The organism is Paraburkholderia dioscoreae, assembly GCF_902459535.1.
GTDB lineage: Bacteria > Pseudomonadota > Gammaproteobacteria > Burkholderiales > Burkholderiaceae > Paraburkholderia > Paraburkholderia dioscoreae.
On sequence record NZ_LR699553.1, the window covers coordinates 1,346,572 to 1,367,103 of the forward strand.

Annotated in this window: 19 protein-coding genes; 18 read left to right on the forward strand and 1 reads right to left on the reverse strand. The window is 61.1% G+C overall.

Annotated elements, in window-relative coordinates:
- Positions 1–49: 49 nt before the first annotated feature.
- The 12 genes from nuoE (at position 50) to PDMSB3_RS06130 (ending at position 13,091) form a co-directional block, all read left to right on the forward strand.
- A complete protein-coding gene (gene nuoE, locus PDMSB3_RS06075; protein WP_007175612.1) occupies positions 50–535 on the forward strand; it encodes an NADH-quinone oxidoreductase subunit NuoE in 486 nt (161 codons plus the stop codon).
- Positions 532–1,860, forward strand: a complete 1,329-nt coding sequence (gene nuoF / locus PDMSB3_RS06080; RefSeq protein ID WP_007175611.1) for an NADH-quinone oxidoreductase subunit NuoF — start codon at positions 532–534, stop codon at positions 1,858–1,860. Before nuoE ends, nuoF begins: the two co-directional genes overlap by 4 nt.
- Before the next feature lie 124 nt (positions 1,861–1,984).
- Entirely contained in the window at positions 1,985–4,318 is a 2,334-nt protein-coding gene (gene nuoG / locus PDMSB3_RS06085) for an NADH-quinone oxidoreductase subunit NuoG (RefSeq protein WP_007175610.1), read from the forward strand.
- Entirely contained in the window at positions 4,319–5,383 is a 1,065-nt protein-coding gene (gene nuoH, locus PDMSB3_RS06090) for an NADH-quinone oxidoreductase subunit NuoH (RefSeq protein WP_007175609.1), read from the forward strand.
- A 15-nt stretch (positions 5,384–5,398) separates the two neighbouring features.
- Positions 5,399–5,887 (forward strand): NADH-quinone oxidoreductase subunit NuoI, encoded by a 489-nt coding sequence (gene nuoI / locus PDMSB3_RS06095; protein WP_007175608.1) that lies wholly within the window; start codon positions 5,399–5,401, stop codon positions 5,885–5,887.
- Between the two features lie 191 nt (positions 5,888–6,078).
- A complete protein-coding gene (locus tag PDMSB3_RS06100) occupies positions 6,079–6,768 on the forward strand; it encodes an NADH-quinone oxidoreductase subunit J (RefSeq protein ID WP_007175607.1) in 690 nt (229 codons plus the stop codon).
- Between the two features lie 20 nt (positions 6,769–6,788).
- On the forward strand, positions 6,789–7,094 hold the full coding sequence (gene nuoK, locus PDMSB3_RS06105) for an NADH-quinone oxidoreductase subunit NuoK (RefSeq protein WP_006052894.1): 306 nt from the start codon (positions 6,789–6,791) through the stop codon (positions 7,092–7,094).
- A gap of 17 nt (positions 7,095–7,111) precedes the next feature.
- Entirely contained in the window at positions 7,112–9,163 is a 2,052-nt protein-coding gene (gene nuoL / locus PDMSB3_RS06110) for an NADH-quinone oxidoreductase subunit L (protein ID WP_007175606.1), read from the forward strand.
- A gap of 14 nt (positions 9,164–9,177) precedes the next feature.
- Positions 9,178–10,668, forward strand: a complete 1,491-nt coding sequence (locus PDMSB3_RS06115; RefSeq protein WP_007175605.1) for an NADH-quinone oxidoreductase subunit M — start codon at positions 9,178–9,180, stop codon at positions 10,666–10,668.
- 25 nt (positions 10,669–10,693) lie between these two features.
- Positions 10,694–12,166, forward strand: coding sequence for an NADH-quinone oxidoreductase subunit NuoN (gene nuoN / locus PDMSB3_RS06120; RefSeq protein ID WP_007175604.1), 1,473 nt, complete (start codon positions 10,694–10,696; stop codon positions 12,164–12,166).
- Positions 12,166–12,462, forward strand: a complete 297-nt coding sequence (locus PDMSB3_RS06125) for a DUF2818 family protein (protein WP_165185388.1) — start codon at positions 12,166–12,168, stop codon at positions 12,460–12,462. Before nuoN ends, PDMSB3_RS06125 begins: the two co-directional genes overlap by 1 nt.
- Before the next feature lie 44 nt (positions 12,463–12,506).
- Positions 12,507–13,091 (forward strand): NUDIX domain-containing protein, encoded by a 585-nt coding sequence (locus PDMSB3_RS06130; RefSeq protein WP_007175602.1) that lies wholly within the window; start codon positions 12,507–12,509, stop codon positions 13,089–13,091.
- 110 nt (positions 13,092–13,201) lie between these two features.
- Here PDMSB3_RS06130 and PDMSB3_RS06135 read toward each other — a convergent pair whose 3' ends face one another.
- On the reverse strand, positions 13,202–14,371 hold the full coding sequence (locus PDMSB3_RS06135; protein ID WP_165185390.1) for a winged helix-turn-helix domain-containing protein: 1,170 nt from the start codon (positions 14,369–14,371) through the stop codon (positions 13,202–13,204).
- A 189-nt stretch (positions 14,372–14,560) separates the two neighbouring features.
- On the opposite strand from PDMSB3_RS06135, the gene PDMSB3_RS06140 reads away from it, so the two are divergent.
- The 6 genes from PDMSB3_RS06140 to PDMSB3_RS06160 all read left to right on the forward strand — a co-directional run bounded on the left by PDMSB3_RS06140 (position 14,561) and on the right by PDMSB3_RS06160 (position 20,518).
- Positions 14,561–15,469 carry an N-acetylmuramidase domain-containing protein gene (locus tag PDMSB3_RS06140; RefSeq protein WP_232064120.1) on the forward strand — a complete coding sequence of 303 codons (909 nt, stop codon included), beginning with the start codon at positions 14,561–14,563 and terminating at the stop codon, positions 15,467–15,469.
- A 155-nt stretch (positions 15,470–15,624) separates the two neighbouring features.
- Positions 15,625–18,210, forward strand: coding sequence for a glycoside hydrolase family 18 protein (locus tag PDMSB3_RS06145; protein ID WP_165185392.1), 2,586 nt, complete (start codon positions 15,625–15,627; stop codon positions 18,208–18,210).
- A 108-nt stretch (positions 18,211–18,318) separates the two neighbouring features.
- Positions 18,319–18,708 (forward strand): putative holin, encoded by a 390-nt coding sequence (locus PDMSB3_RS06150; protein WP_165185394.1) that lies wholly within the window; start codon positions 18,319–18,321, stop codon positions 18,706–18,708.
- Positions 18,709–19,040: 332 nt separating this feature from the next.
- Positions 19,041–19,286 carry a hypothetical protein gene (locus PDMSB3_RS37775; protein ID WP_007175597.1) on the forward strand — a complete coding sequence of 82 codons (246 nt, stop codon included), beginning with the start codon at positions 19,041–19,043 and terminating at the stop codon, positions 19,284–19,286.
- Positions 19,287–19,339: 53 nt separating this feature from the next.
- Positions 19,340–19,864: a helix-turn-helix transcriptional regulator gene (locus PDMSB3_RS06155; protein ID WP_007175596.1), complete on the forward strand. Its 525-nt coding sequence runs from the start codon at positions 19,340–19,342 to the stop codon at positions 19,862–19,864.
- 228 nt (positions 19,865–20,092) lie between these two features.
- On the forward strand, positions 20,093–20,518 hold the full coding sequence (locus PDMSB3_RS06160; RefSeq protein ID WP_007175595.1) for a DUF1178 family protein: 426 nt from the start codon (positions 20,093–20,095) through the stop codon (positions 20,516–20,518).
- Positions 20,519–20,532 lie beyond the last annotated feature (14 nt).

Consider the following 20,532-nt stretch of genomic DNA (forward strand, 5'->3'; position numbering starts at 1 on the left):
TGAGCGACGGGTTTTCGTTCGGTAGGAATTGAAAGAGTCGTGTCTGAAAATGATCTCAGCTGAAGGCCTGAAAGAAATCGATCGTGCGATCGCGAAGTATCCCGCCGATCAGAAACAGTCCGCCGTGATGTCGGCGTTGGCCACTGCTCAGGAAGAGCATGGCTGGCTGTCGCCCGAACTCATGCAGTTCGTCGCGGACTATCTCGGCATGCCGGCAGTCGCCGTGCAGGAGGTGGCTACCTTCTACACGATGTACGAGACCTCGCCGGTCGGCAAGTACAAGATCACGCTCTGCACGAACCTGCCGTGTCAGCTCGGCCCGGACGGCGGCTCGGACAGCGCTGCTGAATATCTGAAGCAGAAGCTCGGCATCGACTTCGGCGAAACCACGCCCGACGGCAAGTTCACCCTGAAAGAAGGTGAGTGCATGGGCTCGTGCGGCGACGCGCCGGTGATGCTGGTGAACAACCATCGCATGTGCAGCTTCATGAGCCGCGCGAAGATCGACCAGCTGCTCGAGGAACTTTCGAAATGACGTGTTTACACGATCGTCACATCAAACCGCTGATTCTCGCCGGCCTGAACGGCGATAACTGGCATCTCGAAGACTATGTGGCGCGCGGCGGTTATGCCCAGCTGCGCCGTATTCTGGAAGAGAAGATTCCGCCCGAGCAGGTGATTGCCGACGTCAAGGCGTCGGGTCTGCGCGGCCGAGGCGGTGCGGGCTTCCCGACCGGCCTGAAGTGGAGCTTCATGCCGCGCCAGTTCCCCGGCCAGAAGTACCTCGTCTGCAATTCGGACGAAGGCGAACCGGGTACGTTCAAAGACCGCGACATCCTGCGCTTCAATCCGCATGCGCTGATCGAAGGCATGGCCATCGGCGCGTACGCGATGGGCATTACGGTCGGCTACAACTATATCCACGGCGAAATCTGGGAGGTCTACAAACGCTTTGAACAAGCGTTGGACGAAGCTCGCCGCGCCGGGTTCCTTGGCGAAAACATCATGGGTTCGGGCTTCTCGTTCGAACTGCATGCGCACCACGGTTACGGCGCCTATATCTGTGGCGAAGAAACCGCGCTGCTCGAATCGCTGGAAGGCAAGAAAGGCCAGCCGCGCTTCAAGCCGCCGTTCCCGGCGAGCTTCGGCGTGTACGGCAAGCCGACCACGATCAACAACACTGAGACGTTTGCCGCAGTGCCGTTCCTGCTCGCAATCGGTCCGCAGAATTACCTCGAAATCGGCAAGCCGAATAACGGCGGCACGAAGATTTTTTCGATCGCAGGCGACGTCGAGCGTCCGGGCAATTATGAAATTCCGCTCGGCACCCCGTTCGCCACGCTGATGGAACTCGCTGGCGGCGTACGCGGCGGCAAGAAGATCAAGGCTGTGATTCCTGGCGGCTCGTCCGCACCGGTGATTCCGGGCGACATCATGATGCAGACCGACATGGACTACGACTCGATCGCCAAGCAAGGCTCGATGCTCGGTTCCGGCGCGGTCATCGTCATGGACGAGACGCGCTGCATGGTGCGCTCGTTGTTGCGTCTGTCGTATTTCTATTACGAAGAATCGTGTGGTCAATGCACGCCTTGCCGCGAAGGCACGGGCTGGTTGTACCGCGTCGTGCATCGTATCGAACACGGACTCGGCCGTCCGGAAGATCTGGACCTGCTGAACTCGGTCGCTGAAAACATCATGGGCCGCACGATTTGTGCGCTCGGCGATGCGGCGGCCATGCCGGTTCGCGGCATGCTCAAGCACTACTGGGACGAATTCGAATATCACGTCGCCCATAAGCATTGCCTCGTCGGCGGCCATGCCGGCGCTGCAGCGGCGTCGGAAACAGTGGCTGCCTGAGCACGCAAACAAGTACGTAGAACAGGTACACACCAGAACACGTCAACCGCGGGATTCATCGCCTGAAACGGGCGCTGAACAGGCGAACGATTGAGCGGTAACAGGTTAAGGAAGATTGACCATCATGGTTGAACTTGAAATAGACGGCAAGAAAGTAGAGGTGCCTGAAGGCAGCATGGTGATCCAGGCTGCGCATAAGGTCGACACGTACATTCCTCACTTCTGCTATCACAAGAAGCTGTCGATTGCGGCCAACTGCCGGATGTGTCTGGTCGATGTCGAAAAGATGCCGAAAGCGGTGCCCGCGTGCGCCACGCCGGTATCGGCCGGCATGATCGTGCGCACCAAGTCGGACAAGGCGGTGAAGGGCCAGCAAGCCGTGATGGAATTCCTGCTGATCAACCACCCGCTGGATTGCCCGATCTGCGATCAGGGCGGCGAGTGCCAGTTGCAGGATCTGGCCGTGGGCTACGGCAAGTCGGCATCGCGTTATAGCGAAGAAAAGCGCGTCGTGTTCCACAAGAACGTCGGCCCGCTGATCTCGATGGAAGAAATGTCGCGTTGCATCCACTGCACGCGTTGTGTGCGGTTCGGCCAGGAAGTGGCCGGCGTGATGGAACTCGGCATGCTGGGCCGCGGCGAGCATTCGGAAATCACGTCGTTCGTCGGCAAGACGGTGGATTCGGAACTGTCGGGCAACATGATCGATCTGTGCCCGGTCGGCGCGCTGACCAGCAAGCCGTTCCGTTACAGCGCCCGCACGTGGGAACTGTCGCGCCGCAAGTCGGTGAGCCCGCACGACTCCGTCGGCGCCAACCTCGTGGTGCAAGTCAAGAACAATCGCGTGATGCGCGTTCTGCCGTTCGAAAACGAATCCATCAACGAATGCTGGATTTCGGACAAGGACCGCTTCTCGTATGAAGGCCTGAACAGCCCCGAGCGTCTGACTCAGCCGATGCTCAAGCAAGGTGGCAAGTGGGTCGAGACCGACTGGCAAACCGCGCTCGAATATGTGGTGAAGGGTTTGAAGGGCATCAAGGGCGACCACGGCGCGAACGCGTTGGCCGCGCTCGGCAGCGCCCACAGCACCGTCGAAGAACTGTTCCTGTTGAAGCAGCTGGCGCAAGCAGTCGGCACGCCTAACGTCGACTTCCGTCTGCGTCAGTCGGATTTCTCGGCGCCGGTCAACGGTGCGCCGTGGCTCGGCACCGCCATCGCCGATCTGTCGAACGTCGACGCCGCGTTGGTGATCGGTTCGGATCTGCGCCGCGATCATCCGCTGTTCGCCGCGCGTCTGCGTCAGGCCGCAAAGGGCGGCGCGAAGCTCACGCTCGTGCAGGCCACCAACGACGACGCGCTGATTCCGCAAGCGCAACGCGTGGTAGCGGCGCCGTCCGCATGGCTCGACGCGCTGGCCGGTATTGCCGGGGCCGTGTCGGAAGCCGGCGGCGTGGCGCTGCCGGAAGCTTTCGCCGGCACGCAGCCTTCGGAGGCCGACAAACAGATCGCGAAGTCGCTCGCCACGGGCGAACGCCGCCTCGTGTTGTTGGGCAACGGTGCGGTCCGTCATCCGGACTTCGCGGTCATCCAGGCCGCGGCGCAATGGATCGCAGACGCGACCGGCGCGACGCTGGGCTTCCTCACGGAAGCGGCCAACACGGTCGGCGCGCATCTCGTGAACGCGTTGCCGGGCGAGGGCGGTCTGAGCGCTCGCGAAGTGTTCGAGCAACCGCGCAAGGGCTATGTGCTGCTGAACGTCGAACCGGAGTTCGACACGGCCAATCCGGCGCAGGCTTTGGCCGCGCTGAAGCAGGCTGAAATGGTGGTCGTGCTGTCGCCGTTCCAGACCGGTGCCGAATACGCCGACGTGCTGCTGCCGATCGCGCCGTTCACGGAAACCGCCGGTACGTTCGTCAACGCCGAAGGTACGGTGCAGACGTTCAATGGTGTCGTGCGTCCGCTCGGCGACACGCGTCCGGCCTGGAAGGTGTTGCGTGTGCTGGGCAGCCTGCTGGGTCTGCCGGGCTTCGAATTCGAGACTTCGGAAGAAGTGCGCACGGTCGCTCTCGGCGACGGCGAACTGAAGTCGCGGCTGTCGAACAGGACCGGTGTCACGGTCGCACGCGGCAAGGCGGCGAAGGCTGCGGAAGGCAAGTTCGAGCGGATCGCGAACGTGCCGATCTATCATGCCGACGCGCTGGTACGCCGGGCAGAGTCGCTGCATCTGACGGCAGCGGCACGGGCAGCGAACACGGTCGGTCTGCCGGCGGCGCTGTTCGACAAACTGGGTTTGAAGGAAGGCGACGCAGTGCGCGTGCGCCAGGGCGAGCAATCGGTGCAGTTGCCGGCCGTGCGCGACGCGAATCTTGCGGAGACGGTCGTCCGCGTATCGGCGGCTACGCCTGCCGGTGCAGCGCTGGGCAGCCTGTTCGGTGAACTGGTGGTGGAGAAGGCGTAAATGAGCTTGTTCGATACGATCAACTCGGGCGGCACCCAGCTTCTCGGTGTGGCGTGGCCCACGGTGTGGGCACTGGTGCGCATCCTGGTGGTGGCCGTCGTGATCCTGCTGTGCGTGGCTTACCTGATTCTGTGGGAGCGTAAGCTGATCGGCTGGATGCACGTGCGTCTCGGCCCGAACCGCGTGGGCCCCGCAGGTTTGCTGCAGCCAATCGCCGACGTGCTGAAGCTGTTGCTGAAAGAAGTGATTCAGCCGGCGCAGGCGAGTCGCTGGATTTACATGGTCGCCCCGATCATGGTGGTGGTGCCGGCCTTTGCGGTCTGGGCGGTGATTCCGTTCCAGGCGGGTGCGGTGCTCGGCGACATCAACGCGGGTCTTCTGTATGCAATGGCGGTTTCATCGATCGGCGTGTACGGGGTGATTCTGGCAGGCTGGGCGTCGAACTCGAAGTACGCGTTCCTCGGCGCCATGCGTGCCGCGGCCCAGATGGTGTCGTACGAAATTTCGATGGGCTTCGCGCTCGTCGTCGTGCTGATGACGGCCGGCACGCTGAACCTGTCGGGCATCGTCGCTTCGCAGGAACACGGTATCTTCGCGTCGTACGGCTTGAACTTCCTGTCGTGGAACTGGCTGCCGCTACTGCCGATGTTCGTCGTGTACTTCATCTCGGGCATCGCCGAAACGAACCGTCACCCGTTCGACGTGGTGGAAGGGGAGTCGGAAATCGTCGCGGGCCACATGATCGATTACTCGGGTATGGCGTTCGCGCTGTTCTTCCTCGCCGAGTACATCAACATGATCGTGATCTCGGCATTGGCTGCAACACTGTTCCTCGGCGGCTGGAGCGCACCGTTCGGCTTCCTGTCGTTTATCCCGGGCATCGTCTGGCTCGTCGCCAAGGTTTTCTTCCTGTTGTCGGTGTTCATCTGGGCGCGTGCCACATTCCCGCGCTATCGCTATGACCAGATCATGCGTCTGGGCTGGAAGATCTTCATTCCGGTCTGCGTGGTGTGGCTGGTGGTGGTCGGCTTCTGGATCATGTCGCCGTTGAATATCTGGAAATAAAGGGCGGATGAACCCATGACCGCAATCCAAAACTTTTTCAAGACCTTCTTCCTCACGGAGTTGCTCAAAGGCCTCGCGTTGACCGGACGTTATACGTTCCAGCGCAAGGTGACCGTGCAATTTCCGGAAGAGAAGACCCCGATCTCGCCGCGTTTTCGCGGTCTGCATGCGCTGCGACGCTATGAAAACGGTGAAGAACGCTGCATCGCGTGCAAGCTGTGCGAAGCGGTGTGTCCGGCGCTCGCTATTACGATCGAGTCGGAAACGCGCGCGGACAACACCCGCCGCACCACGCGCTACGACATCGACCTGACCAAGTGCATCTTCTGCGGTTTCTGCGAAGAGAGCTGCCCGGTCGATTCGATCGTCGAAACGCACATTCTCGAGTATCACGGCGAAAAGCGTGGCGATCTGTACTTCACGAAAGACATGCTGCTGGCTGTGGGCGACCGCTATGAAACGGAGATCGCTGCGAACAAGGCAGCGGACGCACCGTATCGTTGAAGCGCTTCAGTTGAAGCAGTAAATGCAGCGGTAAATGCAGCAATCACGGCCTGTTGTCGGGCCGGGCGCCACGGCCTGAACGCCGCGGCACGGCGCACCTGTGCGGCTGTTCTGGCGGTATGCCAGTTGTATGTCAGCCCCAGGTGCCGAAGAACAATGCCTGACGATGGCCTAACGATGAACCGGTAATCATGGAATTCACGACCGTACTGTTCTACATCTTCGCGCTGCTCCTGGTGGTTTCAGGGCTGAAGGTGATCACCTCGCGCAACCCGGTGTCGTCCGCACTGTTTCTGGTGCTGGCGTTCTTCAACGCAGCCGCGATCTGGATGCTGCTGGAGGCCGAGTTCCTTGCGATCCTGCTGGTGCTGGTCTACGTCGGCGCGGTGATGGTGTTGTTCCTGTTCGTCGTGATGATGCTGGACATCAATATCGACGTGCTGCGCAAAGACTTCAAACGCTTCGTGCCAATGGCCACGCTGGTCGGCGCGATCATCGTGATCGAAACCGCGCTGATCCTGTGGCACGGTTACGGCGCGACCGCCACGGCGCTGCGCGACACCACGGCCGCTGCTAACGGCATGGGCGACTGGTCGAACACCCGCCTCATCGGCAAGATCATTTACACCGACTACATCTTTGCGTTCGAAGTGGCCGGTCTGGTGCTGCTGGTGGCGATCATCGCGGCGATTGCGCTGACCACGAGCCACAAGAAAGACAGCAAACGTCAGAACGTCAGCGAACAGGTCAAGGTACGGGCTCAAGACCGTGTGCGCGTCGTGAAGATGAAATCCGAAAAGACCGCGGCCACCGTCGCGGCGGAAGAAGCCGCGGCAGCGGCGGCAGCAGCGGCCGACTCGGCGCCGGCCAAGAACAGCTGAGCGGACAGGAGATAGAAATCATGTTGACCCTTGCCCATTACCTTGTCCTCGGCGCGATCCTGTTTGCGATCAGCATCGTCGGCATTTTCCTGAACCGTCGCAACGTCATCATCATCCTGATGGCGATCGAATTGATGCTGCTCGCGGTGAACACCAATTTCGTCGCGTTCTCGCATTACCTCGGCGACGTGCATGGCCAGATCTTCGTCTTCTTCGTGCTGACGGTTGCGGCAGCGGAAGCGGCAATCGGCCTCGCGATTCTGGTGACCCTGTTCCGTAGCCTCGACACGATCAATGTCGAGGATCTCGATCAGCTCAAAGGTTAATTTCAGGAAAAGCGGTTATGTCCACGATACTCAATGAAAACCTGCTGCTGGCGATTCCGCTGGCACCGCTGGCCGGCTGTCTGGTTGCCGGGCTGTTCGGAAAGGCGGTAGGGCGAGCCGGTGCGCATTCGGTCACGATTCTCGGCGTCGCGATCTCGTTCATTCTTTCGGCCATCGTCTTCTTCCAGGTGATGGACGGCGCGAGCTTCAACGCGACCGTCTATGAATGGATGTCGATCGGCAAGACGAAGTTCGAGGTCGGCTTCCTGGTCGACTCGCTGACGGCCATGATGATGTGCGTGGTGACCTTCGTGTCGCTCATGGTGCATATCTACACGATCGGCTACATGGCCGACGACGACGGCTACCAGCGCTTCTTCTCGTACATCTCGCTGTTCACGTTCTCGATGTTGATGCTCGTGATGAGCAACAACTTCCTGCAACTGTTCTTCGGCTGGGAAGCGGTGGGCCTGGTGTCGTACCTGCTGATCGGCTTCTACTTCACGCGTCCCACGGCGATCTACGCGAATATGAAGGCGTTCATCGTGAACCGCATCGGCGACTTCGGCTTTCTGCTGGGTATCGGCCTGCTGTTCGCGTTCGCCGGTTCAATGAACTACGGCGACGTGTTTGCGAAGCGCACCGAACTCGCGGCATTGACCTTTCCGGGTACGGACTGGGGTCTGCTGACGGTGGCCTGCATTTGCCTCTTCATCGGTGCGATGGGTAAGTCGGCGCAGTTCCCGCTGCACGTCTGGCTGCCGGATTCGATGGAAGGCCCGACGCCGATTTCCGCGCTGATTCACGCGGCAACCATGGTGACGGCCGGTATCTTCATGGTCACGCGCATGTCGCCGCTGTTCGAACTGTCGGATACGGCGCTCTCGTTCGTGACGGTCATCGGCGCGATTACCGCGCTGTTCATGGGCTTCCTCGGGATCGTGCAGAACGACATCAAGCGTGTGGTGGCTTACTCCACGCTGTCGCAGCTAGGTTACATGACGGTGGCGCTCGGCGTGTCGGCTTACCCGGTCGCCGTGTTCCACCTGATGACGCACGCGTTCTTCAAGGCGCTGCTGTTCCTCGGCGCGGGTTCGGTGATCATCGGCATGCACCACGATCAGGACATGCGCAACATGGGCGGCCTGCGCAAGTACATGCCGATCACGTGGATCACGTCGCTGGTGGGTTCGCTGGCGCTGATCGGTACGCCGTTCTTCTCGGGCTTCTATTCGAAAGACTCGATCATCGACGCAGTGAAGCTGTCGCATCTGCCGGGTTCGGGTTTCGCGTACTTCGCAGTGGTGGCAAGTGTCTTCGTGACCGCGCTGTATTCGTTCCGTATGTACTTCATGGTGTTCCACGGCAAGGAGCGCTTCCGCGATCCGAAGCACCCGGATTCGCCGATGGGTGCCGAAGCCGCTGCCCATGCGCATGACGCGCACGGCCACGGTCACGACGACCACGCACACGAGCCGCACGAAACACCGTGGGTGGTGTGGCTGCCGCTGGTGCTGCTGGCGATTCCGTCGGTGGTGATCGGTGCGATCGGCGTGGGTCCGATGCTGTTCGGCGACTTTTTCCAGCACGGCGTGGCGTTCGACAAGGTGATCTTCATCGGCGAAAACCATCCGGCGCTGCATGAGATGGCCGAGGAGTTCCAGGGCTGGGCATCGATGGGCCTGCACTCGGTCGCGGGTCTGCCGGTCTGGCTGGCGCTCGCGGGTGTGGTGGTCGCATGGTTCCTGTACCTGATTCGTCCGGATTTGCCGGCTGTCATCAAGCGCGCATTCGGCCCGATCTACACGTTGCTCGATAACAAGTACTACCTGGACAAGATCAACGATGTCGTGTTTGCGCGGGGCGCCGTGGCAATTGGCCGTGGTCTCTGGAAGGAAGGCGACGTCGTGGTGATCGACGGCATCGTCAACGGCAGCGCACGCTTTATCGGCTGGTTCGCCGGCGTGATCCGTTTCCTCCAATCCGGCTACATCTACCACTACGCGTTCGCCATGATTATCGGCATGTTGGGGCTCCTGACCCTGTTTGTAACGCTCGGCGGCAAATAAGGCGAGGGACACTAATGCACGCTTATCCGATTCTCAGCATCGCAATCTGGTTACCGATCCTCGTTGGCCTGCTGGTCCTCGCTATCGGTTCCGACCGGAACCCGGCTCCCGCGCGCTGGATTGCGCTCATCGGCTCGGTCGTCAGCTTTCTCGTGACGATCCCGCTGATTACGGGTTTTGATTCGAGCACCGCCGATCTGCAGTTCGTCGAAAAGGCGAACTGGATCGAGCGCTTCAACATTACGTACCATCTGGGTGTCGACGGCATCTCGATGTGGTTCGTCGTGTTGACGGCCCTGATTACGGTGATCGTCGTGATCGCCGCGTGGGAAGTGATCACGAAGAACGTGGCGCAGTACCTGGCCGCATTCCTGATCCTCTCGGGCATCATGGTCGGCGTGTTCAGCGCGGCCGACGGCATGCTGTTCTACGTGTTCTTCGAAGCGACGCTGATTCCGATGTACATCATCATCGGCGTGTGGGGCGGGGCGAACCGCGTGTACGCGGCATTCAAGTTCTTCCTGTACACGCTGATGGGCTCGCTGCTGATGCTGGTCGCGCTGCTGTACCTGTACGTCCAGACCGGCACGTTCGACCTCGCCACGTGGCAGCATGCGCAGATCGCCATGACGCCTCAGGTGTTGCTGTTCATAGCGTTCTTCATGGCATTTGCCGTGAAGGTGCCGATGTGGCCGGTTCACACGTGGTTGCCCGACGCCCACGTGGAAGCGCCGACCGGCGGCTCGGTCGTGCTGGCCGCGATCATGCTGAAGCTGGGCGCATACGGTTTCCTGCGCTTCTCGTTGCCGATCACGCCGGACGCGAGCCACTTCCTCGCGCCGGTTGTCATCACGTTGTCGCTGATCGCAGTGATCTACATCGGCCTCGTCGCGATGGTGCAGGCGGACATGAAGAAGCTGGTCGCGTATTCGTCGATCGCGCACATGGGTTTCGTCACGCTCGGCTTCTTCATCTTCAACCAGCTCGGTGTGGAAGGCGCAATCGTTCAGATGATCTCGCACGGCTTTGTGTCGGGCGCGATGTTCTTGAGCATCGGCGTGCTGTACGACCGTATGCATTCGCGTCAGATCGCCGATTACGGCGGTGTCGTCAACGTGATGCCGAAGTTCGCGGCGTTCGTCATGCTGTTCTCCATGGCGAATTGCGGCCTGCCTGGCACCTCTGGTTTCGTCGGCGAGTTCATGGTGATTCTGGCGGCGGTTCAGTACAACTTCTGGATCGCGGGCGGCGCGGCAGTCACGCTGATTCTCGGCGCGGCCTACACGTTGTGGATGTACAAGCGCGTGTACTTCGGCGCGATCGCCAACGATCACGTGAGGAGCCTGCTCGACATCAACCGCCGCGAATTTTTCATGCTGGCAGTGCTCGCTGCACTGACGTTGTTCATGGGCCTGTATCCGAAGCCCTTTACCGATGTGATGCACGTATCCGTGGAAAACCTCCTCTCCCACGTTGCGCAATCAAAGCTGCCGTTGCCTCAGTAACGCAGAGCGGAGGAATTTAAAGACCATGCAAAACGCCCCTATGACTGCTCTGTTGCCTGACGCGCTGGTGATGCTCGCCGTTGTCGTCGCGTGGCTCAACGACACGTTCGTCGGCCAGGCCGGTCGCCGTACCACGTATTTCATCGCGTTCTTCTCGACGCTGGTCGCCGGCATCTGGTTCGCGATGAATGCGTTCGACCCGCAAGTGCGCTACTACTTCGGCCACATGTATGTGGTGGATTCGTTCGCGAACGTGATGAAAGCGGTGGTGACGCTCGGCTACGCCGTGTCGATCGTCTATTCGCGCCGCTACCTTGAAGATCGCGGACTGTTCCGCGGCGAGTTCTTCCTGCTGGGAATGTTCTCGTTGCTCGGCCAGCTCGTCATGATCTCCGGCAACAACTTCCTGACGCTGTATCTCGGCCTGGAACTGATGTCGCTGTCGCTGTACGCGGCGATTGCCTTGCGTCGTGATGCGGCGCAGTCGAACGAGGCGGCCATGAAGTACTACGTGCTCGGCGCGCTGGCTTCCGGCTTCCTGCTGTACGGCATCTCGATGCTGTACGGTGCGACCGGTTCGCTCGACCTGAACGAAGTGTTCAAGGCGATCGGCACGAGCCACTACGACCCGAGCGTGCTGCTGTTCGGCGTGATCTTCATCGTGGCGGGCGTGGCGTTCAAGATGGGTGCGGTGCCGTTCCACATGTGGGTGCCTGACGTGTATCAAGGCGCTCCGACGGCCATGACGCTGATGGTCGGCGGCGGTCCGAAGGTGGCCGCGTTCGCGTGGGGCTTGCGCTTCCTGGTGATGGGTCTGCTGCCGCTGGCGGTGGAGTGGCAGCAGATGCTCGTGATTCTCGCGGCGCTCTCGCTGATCGTCGGCAACATTACCGGTATCGTGCAACGCAACGTCAAGCGGATGCTCGCGTACTCGGCGATCTCGAACATGGGTTTCGTGCTGCTCGGCCTGCTGGCCGGCGTGGTCGACAGCAAGACCACGGGCGCGGCCAATGCGTACGGCTCGGCCATGTACTACAGCATCGTCTACCTGATCACGACGATGGGCACGTTCGGCGTCATCATGCTGCTGGCGCGCCGCGATTTCGAAGCCGACACGCTCGAAGACTTCAAGGGCCTGAACCAGCGTAGCCCGGTATTCGCGTTCGTGATGATGATCATGATGTTCTCGCTCGCCGGCATTCCGCCCGCAGTCGGCTTCTATGCGAAGCTCGCGGTGCTGCAGGCCACCATGAACGCCGGTTTGACCTGGCTGACGGTGCTGGCCGTGATCACCTCGCTGTTCGGCGCGTTCTACTACCTGCGTATCGTCAAGCTGATGTATTTCGACGATCCGCAAGACAAGTCGCCCATTCTCGCCGACACCAGCACGCGTGCCTTGCTCGCCTTCAACGGCGTGGCCGTACTGGTGCTCGGTATCGTGCCGGATCCGTTGTTGAAGGCCTGCCTGCAGGCTATCCAGCACACGCTGCTGCTCTGATGTCGGCTGCGGGTTGGTTTATCGTGCTGTTGGCGCTGGTGGGCGCCAACCTGCCGTTCCTGAATCAGCGCCTCTTCGCCGCCGTGCCGTTGAAAGCGGCGAAGAAGAGCGCCTGGATCCAGATTGCCGAATTGATTGTGCTGTACTTTGTGGTCGGCGCGCTCGGGTTTCTGCTGGAAGCGCGCGCGGGTAACCGCTTCGAACAGGGGTGGCAGTTCTACGCAATCACGTTCGCGCTATTCGTGGTGTTCGCATTCCCCGGCTTCACCTTCCAGTATCTCGTCAAACGCCGCTGACGGCGCCTCGCCGTCGGCGCACCCAGTTGTTCCGAGGTCCGCATATGGCTGAACTTCCCGATCACGACGCCGCGCTTACCGAGACCTGTCTCGAGAGCAAAACGATCCACCAAGGGCCGTTTCTGACGCTCAAGTGCGATACCGTTCGCCTGCCGGACGGCAAGCATGCCACGCGCGAATATGTTCAGCACCCGGGCGCCGTGATGGTGATTCCCTTATTCGACGACGGCCGTGTGTTGCTGGAAAGCCAGTATCGCTACCCGATGGGCAAGGTCATGGTCGAGTATCCGGCCGGCAAGCTCGACCCGAACGAAGGCGCGCTGGCCTGTGCGATTCGTGAGTTGCGGGAAGAGACGGGCTATACCGCGCGCGAGTATGTCTATCTGACGCGCATTCACCCGATCATTTCGTACTCGACCGAATTCATCGACATCTATCTCGCGCGTGGTTTGACTGAGGGGGAGCGCAAGCTCGACGAAGGCGAGTTTCTCGAACTGTTCACGGCGAGTGTGCCCGAGGTGTCCGAGTGGGTTCGCACCGGCAAGATCACCGACGTCAAGACGGTGATCGGCACGTTCTGGCTGGAGAAGATTCTGTCGGGCGCGTGGCCGATGGCGGAGCCGGAATAACGTCAGCAGTTCAGAACGTGTGCCGGCCATCCCGAGCAGGCAGGGTATCGCCGCACGGTTCAGCGCGGCAGCCTCCTGGCGGTTGATCCGCTACTGATCCGCTACGGGCGTTACGACGGAGCGGAAGGTGCCACGCTACGGCATCCCGCCGCGTGCAAATCCATGACGATCCGTTTCCACGCGCTGTCCACGGTAGCCGGCACAGGCGGAGAACTCGACGCCGCCACCGAATCGACTACGTCGCGAATGAACACGTGATGCACGTAATCGGCGCTACAGGTTATTGGCGCACCATCTCCAGTGCGTAGCGCGGCAAAAGGCCGGCCGGGGCGGCTTGCATTGCCGAGGTCCGCCGGCATCGCAAGCGCGGCCGTGAGGGCGAACAACGCCACGCCGATCAGCGCGACGGTGCGTCGCGAGGCGATCCACGTAAGCCCGGCAACCGCGCGTGGCAACGACTGAAGCACGGTGGCTAACAACGGCAGCGAGTTGCTGCCGATACCACCGGCGCCGCCGATGTCGGCGGGCGAAGGCGACACGGTCCGGCAGAATCGATATCCGATACAAGGTATATAGATCAACTGGCGCTCGAGCCCAAGCGGCTGCAACGAACGCCGCAAGCGCGACACCAGCCGCGTCAGGCGATTCACGTCGACGTCCTGCTCATCGCCCCAGATCCGTGAGATCAACTCGTCACGTTCGAGCGTGACATCGGGCTGTTCGACGAATGCCTGCCGTAACGCGCTTTCGAAACCTGTGAGATAAACGGTTGCCCCAGCATAGGTGACTACGCCCTCTTCGGTATGAATTGCCGGCAGGCCGACCGAGTCGGACGGTGCCGGCTGATTTGGCGCGCTGTCGCGTAATTGCGCGAACCAGTTACGAAGGGCTGCGCCGCGCGCAGGCTCGTCCGTGACGACTGCGCCAGCCGACGCAGGCGCCGCATCCTGCGGAGGTTGGTCGGCATCGATCTGAAGTCCTTCCGGTTCGAACCGGTAGCCTGCACGGGGCATGGTCACGATATGGTTGCCGAGGCCGAGCGGTCTCAACGACTTGCGTAGGCGGTAAACCAGTTGTGTCAGATAGAGCTCGTCCATATGGATCGCACGCTCGCCCCACACGACCCCCATCAACGCTTCTCGGTCGCATACACGTCCGGCGCTTTCCACCATCAGGCGGAGCACTTCTTTTTCCTGTCCCGACACGCGGACGGCGATATGGCCGACGGATACACGGTCATGTCGCCAGTCGAAACGAACGATGCCACTATTTTTACTCACGGTTCCTCCGGCGTATTTAATACGCATAACGTAGCATCGGTGAACGGTCTCAGCCAATGGAGGAAGCCGGGCGCGCGCGCGCTATAGCGGACATATCCCGATACCAGGTGGAGTATCGCAACTTCCATGTGGCAGGCAGCGGCATGGAGGCCGGCAAGGCAGGTGAGATGCGAATCTCCGCCGTCTTCTATGGCGCATGCAAACCGGAGGAAAAACAATCACGTCGCGGCAGCAGTTGGTTTTTTATCTGCCGCGACTCTTTTTTCCATCTCACGGTTACCCATCATGAATTCATCGATAAATCACGGCACGAGCGTCGTCTTTTTACAGCGAGCGCTGGCGCAAGAAAATCCACGCCTGAAAGTGGATGGCCTGTCGGGCCCCGAGACACAAAGTGCGCTGCGGCGATTCCAGCAACTGCGGGGGGTGCCGGACACTGGCACGGTGTGTGAGCAGACTCGTGCGCTGGTTGCGCAAACGGCGCAGCGTGCGGGGTTGCTTTCCGAACCCGATGTGGCCGAGGCCAGCGACGCGCTAGGCGTTGCACCAGCACGGCTTCTCGCGCTGATCGAGGTCGAGAGCGCGGGCTTCGGCTTCCTGCCGGATGCTCGAGCGAAGATCCTGTTCGAGCGCCATGTGATGTATCGGCGGCTGGTTGCCGCGGCGTTGCCCGCACAACGGTGGCGCAGCGAATTTCCTGAGCTCGTCAATACGACACCCGGAGGCTATCTGGGCGGCGCGAAGGAATACGAACGTTTCGATGCGGCCAGTGCGCTCGATTGCGTTTGCGCGATCGAGGCCTGCAGCTGGGGGTTATTCCAGATCATGGGCCTTCATTGGCTGTATCTGGATTACGCCAGTGCGTCCGACTTTGCCGCGTCGATGACCATCGATGAGCGCAGCCAGCTCGACGCATTCGTTCGTTTCATCGAACGCGACGCCGCAATGCTTCACGCGTTGCAGCAGGGAAGGTGGGACGATTTTGCGCGACGCTACAACGGTCCGGCCTATCACACACATGCCTATGACACGCGACTGGCGTCGGCGGTCGCGCATTTCGACGCCGTTGCAGGTGGAGGAGCGGCGCAGGTGGCATGACCTGGCCGATCTCCTACGCCGCCGGCTGTCGGAGCGCGAATTTTCGATGGATTCTCCATGTCGTTCGTCGATGAGGCATCCGAACATGAACGGGTCGATCAGGCAACGCCACGGTGCGTAGCAGTCGACATCCACTTTTCATGAACGAGGTTCTTATGACGCAATCGAATACTCCCACGTCCGCAAGCGGCTCCGTACAGCAGGGGCGCCAGAACAGCAAGCTGGTGTACAACGGCGATCCGGGCGACAAGGCCGGTGCCAAGGGCGCGACGGAAAAGAAGTATCAGATGAACGGCTACCAGCCGGCCACCGAAGTCGAGAAGTTCAGCTACACGTCCGGCCGGGTGGCGAAGCGGGTCTACAACAGCTACAAGCCGAACGACGCGAAGGTGTTCGGCTACTACACGGACTGGTCGCAATACGACGGGCGCTACGACGGCGATTTCGCCGACGATTCGTGCGGCCGAGGCATCGACCTGATGCTGCTCGACGCGAAAGCCTATGACAAGCTCGTGCTCGGCTTTGCCGGCATCATCGGCGACAAGGGCGAGAAGCAGAACACCATCAACCGCGCCGCGCAGGATTTCGGCCGCAAGAAAGACGAGGCCACGTTCGTCGATGCATGGGGCGACGTCGCTTCGTATCGCAACTGTGGCTTCCCGGGCTGGGTGAGCAACGACTATCAGGCACTGTTCCATCAGGACACCGCGCAAGGGGTGCTGGGCGGTCTGCGCAAGCTGAAGGCCAAGAATCCCGACCTGGTGCTGTCGTTCAGTATCGGCGGCTGGACGATGAGCGAGGCGTTTCACTGGGTGGTCGCCGATCCGGCGCGGCGCAAGACGCTGATCAACAGCATCCTCGATCTCTTCAAGCGCTTCCCGATGTTCGGCGCGATCGATCTCGACTGGGAGTACCCGGCGGCAGAGGGTAACGACGGCAATACCTATTCCGATGCCGATACGCCGAACTTCCAGGCACTGGTGCGCGAACTCAGGCAAGCGTTCGACGGCGCGGCCCGCAAGGATGTGATGATCAGCATTGCCGCATCGGCCGCCTTGTCGAAGATGAAGAAAGCCGACCTGAAGGGCATGATCGATGCCGGCGTGCACGGCATCAACCTCATGACTTACGACTTCTTCGGCACGCCGTGGGCGCCGAAGCTCGCGCACCATACGAACCTGCATCCGAGCCACCCGAGCGACCCGGACGAGTTCAGCATCGACGCCGCGATCGACTATCTGGTCCAGACCGGCGTACCGTTGAACCGTGTGGCGATCGGCTACGCGGCGTATAGCCGCAGCGCGCGCAATGCAAAGCTCACTAACCTGTCGCCGCTCGAAGGCACCTACGATCCCGGCATGGGCACGACCACCGGGAGCTTCGAATCGGGCACGACGGAATGGTACGACCTGATCTATAACTACCTCGATCTGGAGAACCAGCGTGGCATCAACGGCTACGACGTCTATACCGACGAAGTCGCCGACGCCGATTACCTGTACAGCAAAGACTCGAGACTCTTCATTTCGGTCGATACGCCGCGCACGGTGAAAGCCAAGGGCGAATACGCGCGTCAGCGCGGTCTCGCGGGTCTGTTCACCTGGACCATCGAGATGGACGGCGGCGTGCTCGTCAATGCCGCGCGCGAAGGGCTCGGCAACGAGATCGAGAAGCAGACGATCGACATGTCGCCGTTCTACTTCAAGGGCATCAATGTGCAGGGCGGCAACCGACCGCCGGCGGCCGCGATCGACGGTCCGCTGGAAGCGTTCGCAGGCGACGCGGTTCACTTCAGCGGCAAGCGCTCGAACGATCCGGATGGCGATGCGCTGACTTACCTGTGGTCGGCTCCGGGGCTGCCGTTCGACGGCGCCACCACTGTCGAGGTCGACGGCGTCGTGCCGACGGGTGCCGCCACGAGCTACACGGTGAAGCTGACCGTCGACGACGGTCACGGCAACACCAACACCGCGCAGGTCAAGCTGACCGTGAAATCGAAAAGCGGTCAGCCGCCGGTAGCCCGGATGACGATGCAACTCGCGTCGGGGACGGCGTTCCAGCTCTCGGGCACCGCGTCATTCGATCCGGACGGCGATCCGCTGTCCTACGCGTGGGCGGCGCCGCAACTGCCGTTCGACGGCTCGCACGAGGCGGTCGTGAGCGGGGTTGTGCCGAGCGTCGCCAAGACGACCGACTACCTGATCCAGCTGTCGGTGAGCGACGGCACGTCGACGTCGAGCGAGGCGATCTATCTGGAAGCCACGCCGTCGTCCGGTGGCTCCGTGAAGGCGGTCATTACGGGTAAGACGAATGTGGAGAGCGGCGCGCCGCTGTCGCTCTCGGGTGCGGATTCGACCGGCCCGGCACCGCTGGTCTACAAGTGGAGCGCGCCGGGCCTGTCGTTCGACGGCTCCGATCAGGCGAGCGTTACCGTGACCGCACCAACACTCGCGAAGACCATCGCGTATCCGGTCCAATTGACGGTGACCGGGCACGGCGGCGACGGCGCGCAGTCGGTCGCATCGGTCACCGTGACGGTCGTCGCGGGCCAGAGCGCCGGCACGTGGAAGCCGCAGGACTATCCGGGCGGCTCGGTAGTGACGCACGACTATCGCGGCCAGGGTCTGCGCAAGTACTGCGCGTCGTGGTGGGCGAGCCGCTCCGACGAGCCGGGCGATCCTGCTTGCACGAGCAAGCAGAAGTATGACGGCAAGGTCTGGGAGGACCTCGGCAGCGCCTGATTACCGGTTGCGGTGATCATGCCCTGACCGCGAAGTGCGGCGGCGCTCCGGCGAGCGCCGCCGCACACAAGCCGGTCGGCTTCTGGACCTTTGGAGTTGGATACCATCATGGCCACTTATCCTGTTGTTTTTTCCGCCACTCCGGTATTGGTGGGCGGCTTGAGAGGCAGTGTTGCCTTCGTCGCGTCGCACATGCTCAACGACTTCGAAAGGGTATTGGGCGTCGCTTGTGGAGCGCTCCTGTATCTGACGCGTTCGCATGAGACCACGACGTGGCGCAAGGCGATCTATTTCGTCGTGTCGCTCGTAGGTGGCAATGTTCTCGCACGGCGGATCGTCCTGAACTGGCCGCAGGTGGAACCGTGGCTGGCCGGGTTCATCGCGAGTGCGGCGCTCGTGACGTTCACGATTATCGCGCTCGACTGGAGTGAGCGGCACGTCGAGCCGACGCTGGACCGTCTGTACGCATGGATTGTCAGACGGCTCCTCAAAGGATGACGCAGGGTGTGCACGAAGAGCGCAAAAAAAGGCGGGTCGCGATGGCCCGCCTTGACACATGTCGTGCGAGGCGGCGCTTGTTTTTCTCCGTCTCCCAAGCGGGCTGCCGACACCCTTCGATCGAATTGATCCTGTCTCGAAAACGTGCCTTTGTCTTATGACTTCAGGCAGTCTCGCTCCACGAGCGTTGTATCTCTAGCATAGACCTCTGGCAACGGCATCAGGCATTTTTACTTCGGATGGCGAAGTATATGAGAGATATTTGATTCAGGGTGGATAAGTTTGTTGTCACTTGACAACCTTGCTTCCACTCATTAAATTGGAGGGCGTAGATGGTTCGAGGAACCCATTCCAAGAAAGAGGTCGAGGCGGCATTGGCGTACGCGGAACAGAACGGTTGGCGTGTTCAGGGCGGTGGCAAAAGCCACGCCTGGGGAAAAATGTACTGTCCCGACAAAGACGCCGAGTGCCGGTGCGGCGAGTTCTGCATAGCGAGCGTCTGGAGTACGCCGAAGAATCCCGGCAACCATGCCAGGCATCTGCGGCGCATTGTGGATAACTGCACGGCTCGCCGGTAGCAGGGGCGTTCTGTTGGCGACAGTGTCGGGCTGAATGAAAGCAGGAGTAACGTATGGAATATGTGTTCACCTTGAAGTACCAGCTCGCGGCGGAAGATTGCGATCTTGACGCGATCGTTGAGCGTCTGGGCGAAGCTGGGTGTGACGACGCCACCGTTGGTGTCGGTCAGCCGGGCCGCATCGCGCTGTTCTTTACTCGCGAAGGCGCGTCCGCATTCGGGGCGCTGGTCAGTGCTCTCCAGGACTTCAAACGAGTGGTGCCGTCCGGGCGTCTTGTGGAAGCGGGGCCCGATTTCGTTGGCCTCACTGACGTCGCCGAAGTCGCAGGCGTGTCGCGGCAAAACATGCGCAAGCTAATGCTGAACCACGCAATCGACTTTCCGCCTCCGGTCCACGAGGGCAGTGCATCGGTGTGGCATCTGTCGGACATTCTTGATTGGCTCACCGCGCGCGGTGGTTATGACATCAAGCCGGATGTGTTCGAGGTCGCAAGGTCGGCCAAGCAGATCAACCTTGCCAAAGAGGCACGCGAACTCGAGCCAAGGCTGGGCCGTCAACTGGAATGCCTCGTGGCATAAAAGCAGAGCGGCAGCCAGCGTGCGTAGCCTCGCAGGCGTATGTGATCGGCAAGCCCATTAGCCTTCCGGAGTACCTTCGGCGGGCCTCGGCGCAAAGCGTTAAAATCGCCCACCGCGTCTGGATTGTCGGCGACTTCCGGCGTCGGCGCCTTCGTCTGTAAAATTTTACGAACGACCGTTCACAAATTTACGTTTTGCGCTAAACTGGCACGCAAGCCCTGATTCCACATGAAGGTCCTCGATTTACAGTGTCCGCATGGCCATCGGTTCGAAGGCTGGTTCGCTTCGGCTGATGACTTCGAATCGCAGCAGTCCCGCAAGCTCGTCGAATGTCCGATCTGCGGTGCGAACGAGGTGAGCCGTTTGCCGTCGGCGCCGCGCCTGAACCTGTCGGGTGCGACCGGAACGAAAGCGCCGGCGGACGCAGGGGAAATGCAGGCGCGCGCGATGCGTGCCTTGCGCGAGGTACTGGAAAAGACCGAGAACGTGGGCGACCGCTTCGCCGAGGAAGCACGGCGCATTCACTACAATGAAGCGCCCGCACGCAATATTCGCGGTGTCACCACGCCGGAAGACGCGAAAGCCTTGGTCGAAGAAGGCATCGAAGTGATGCCGCTGCCGGTCCCGGCTGCCTTGAAGGAACCGCTGCAATAGCGCAGTGGCTCACT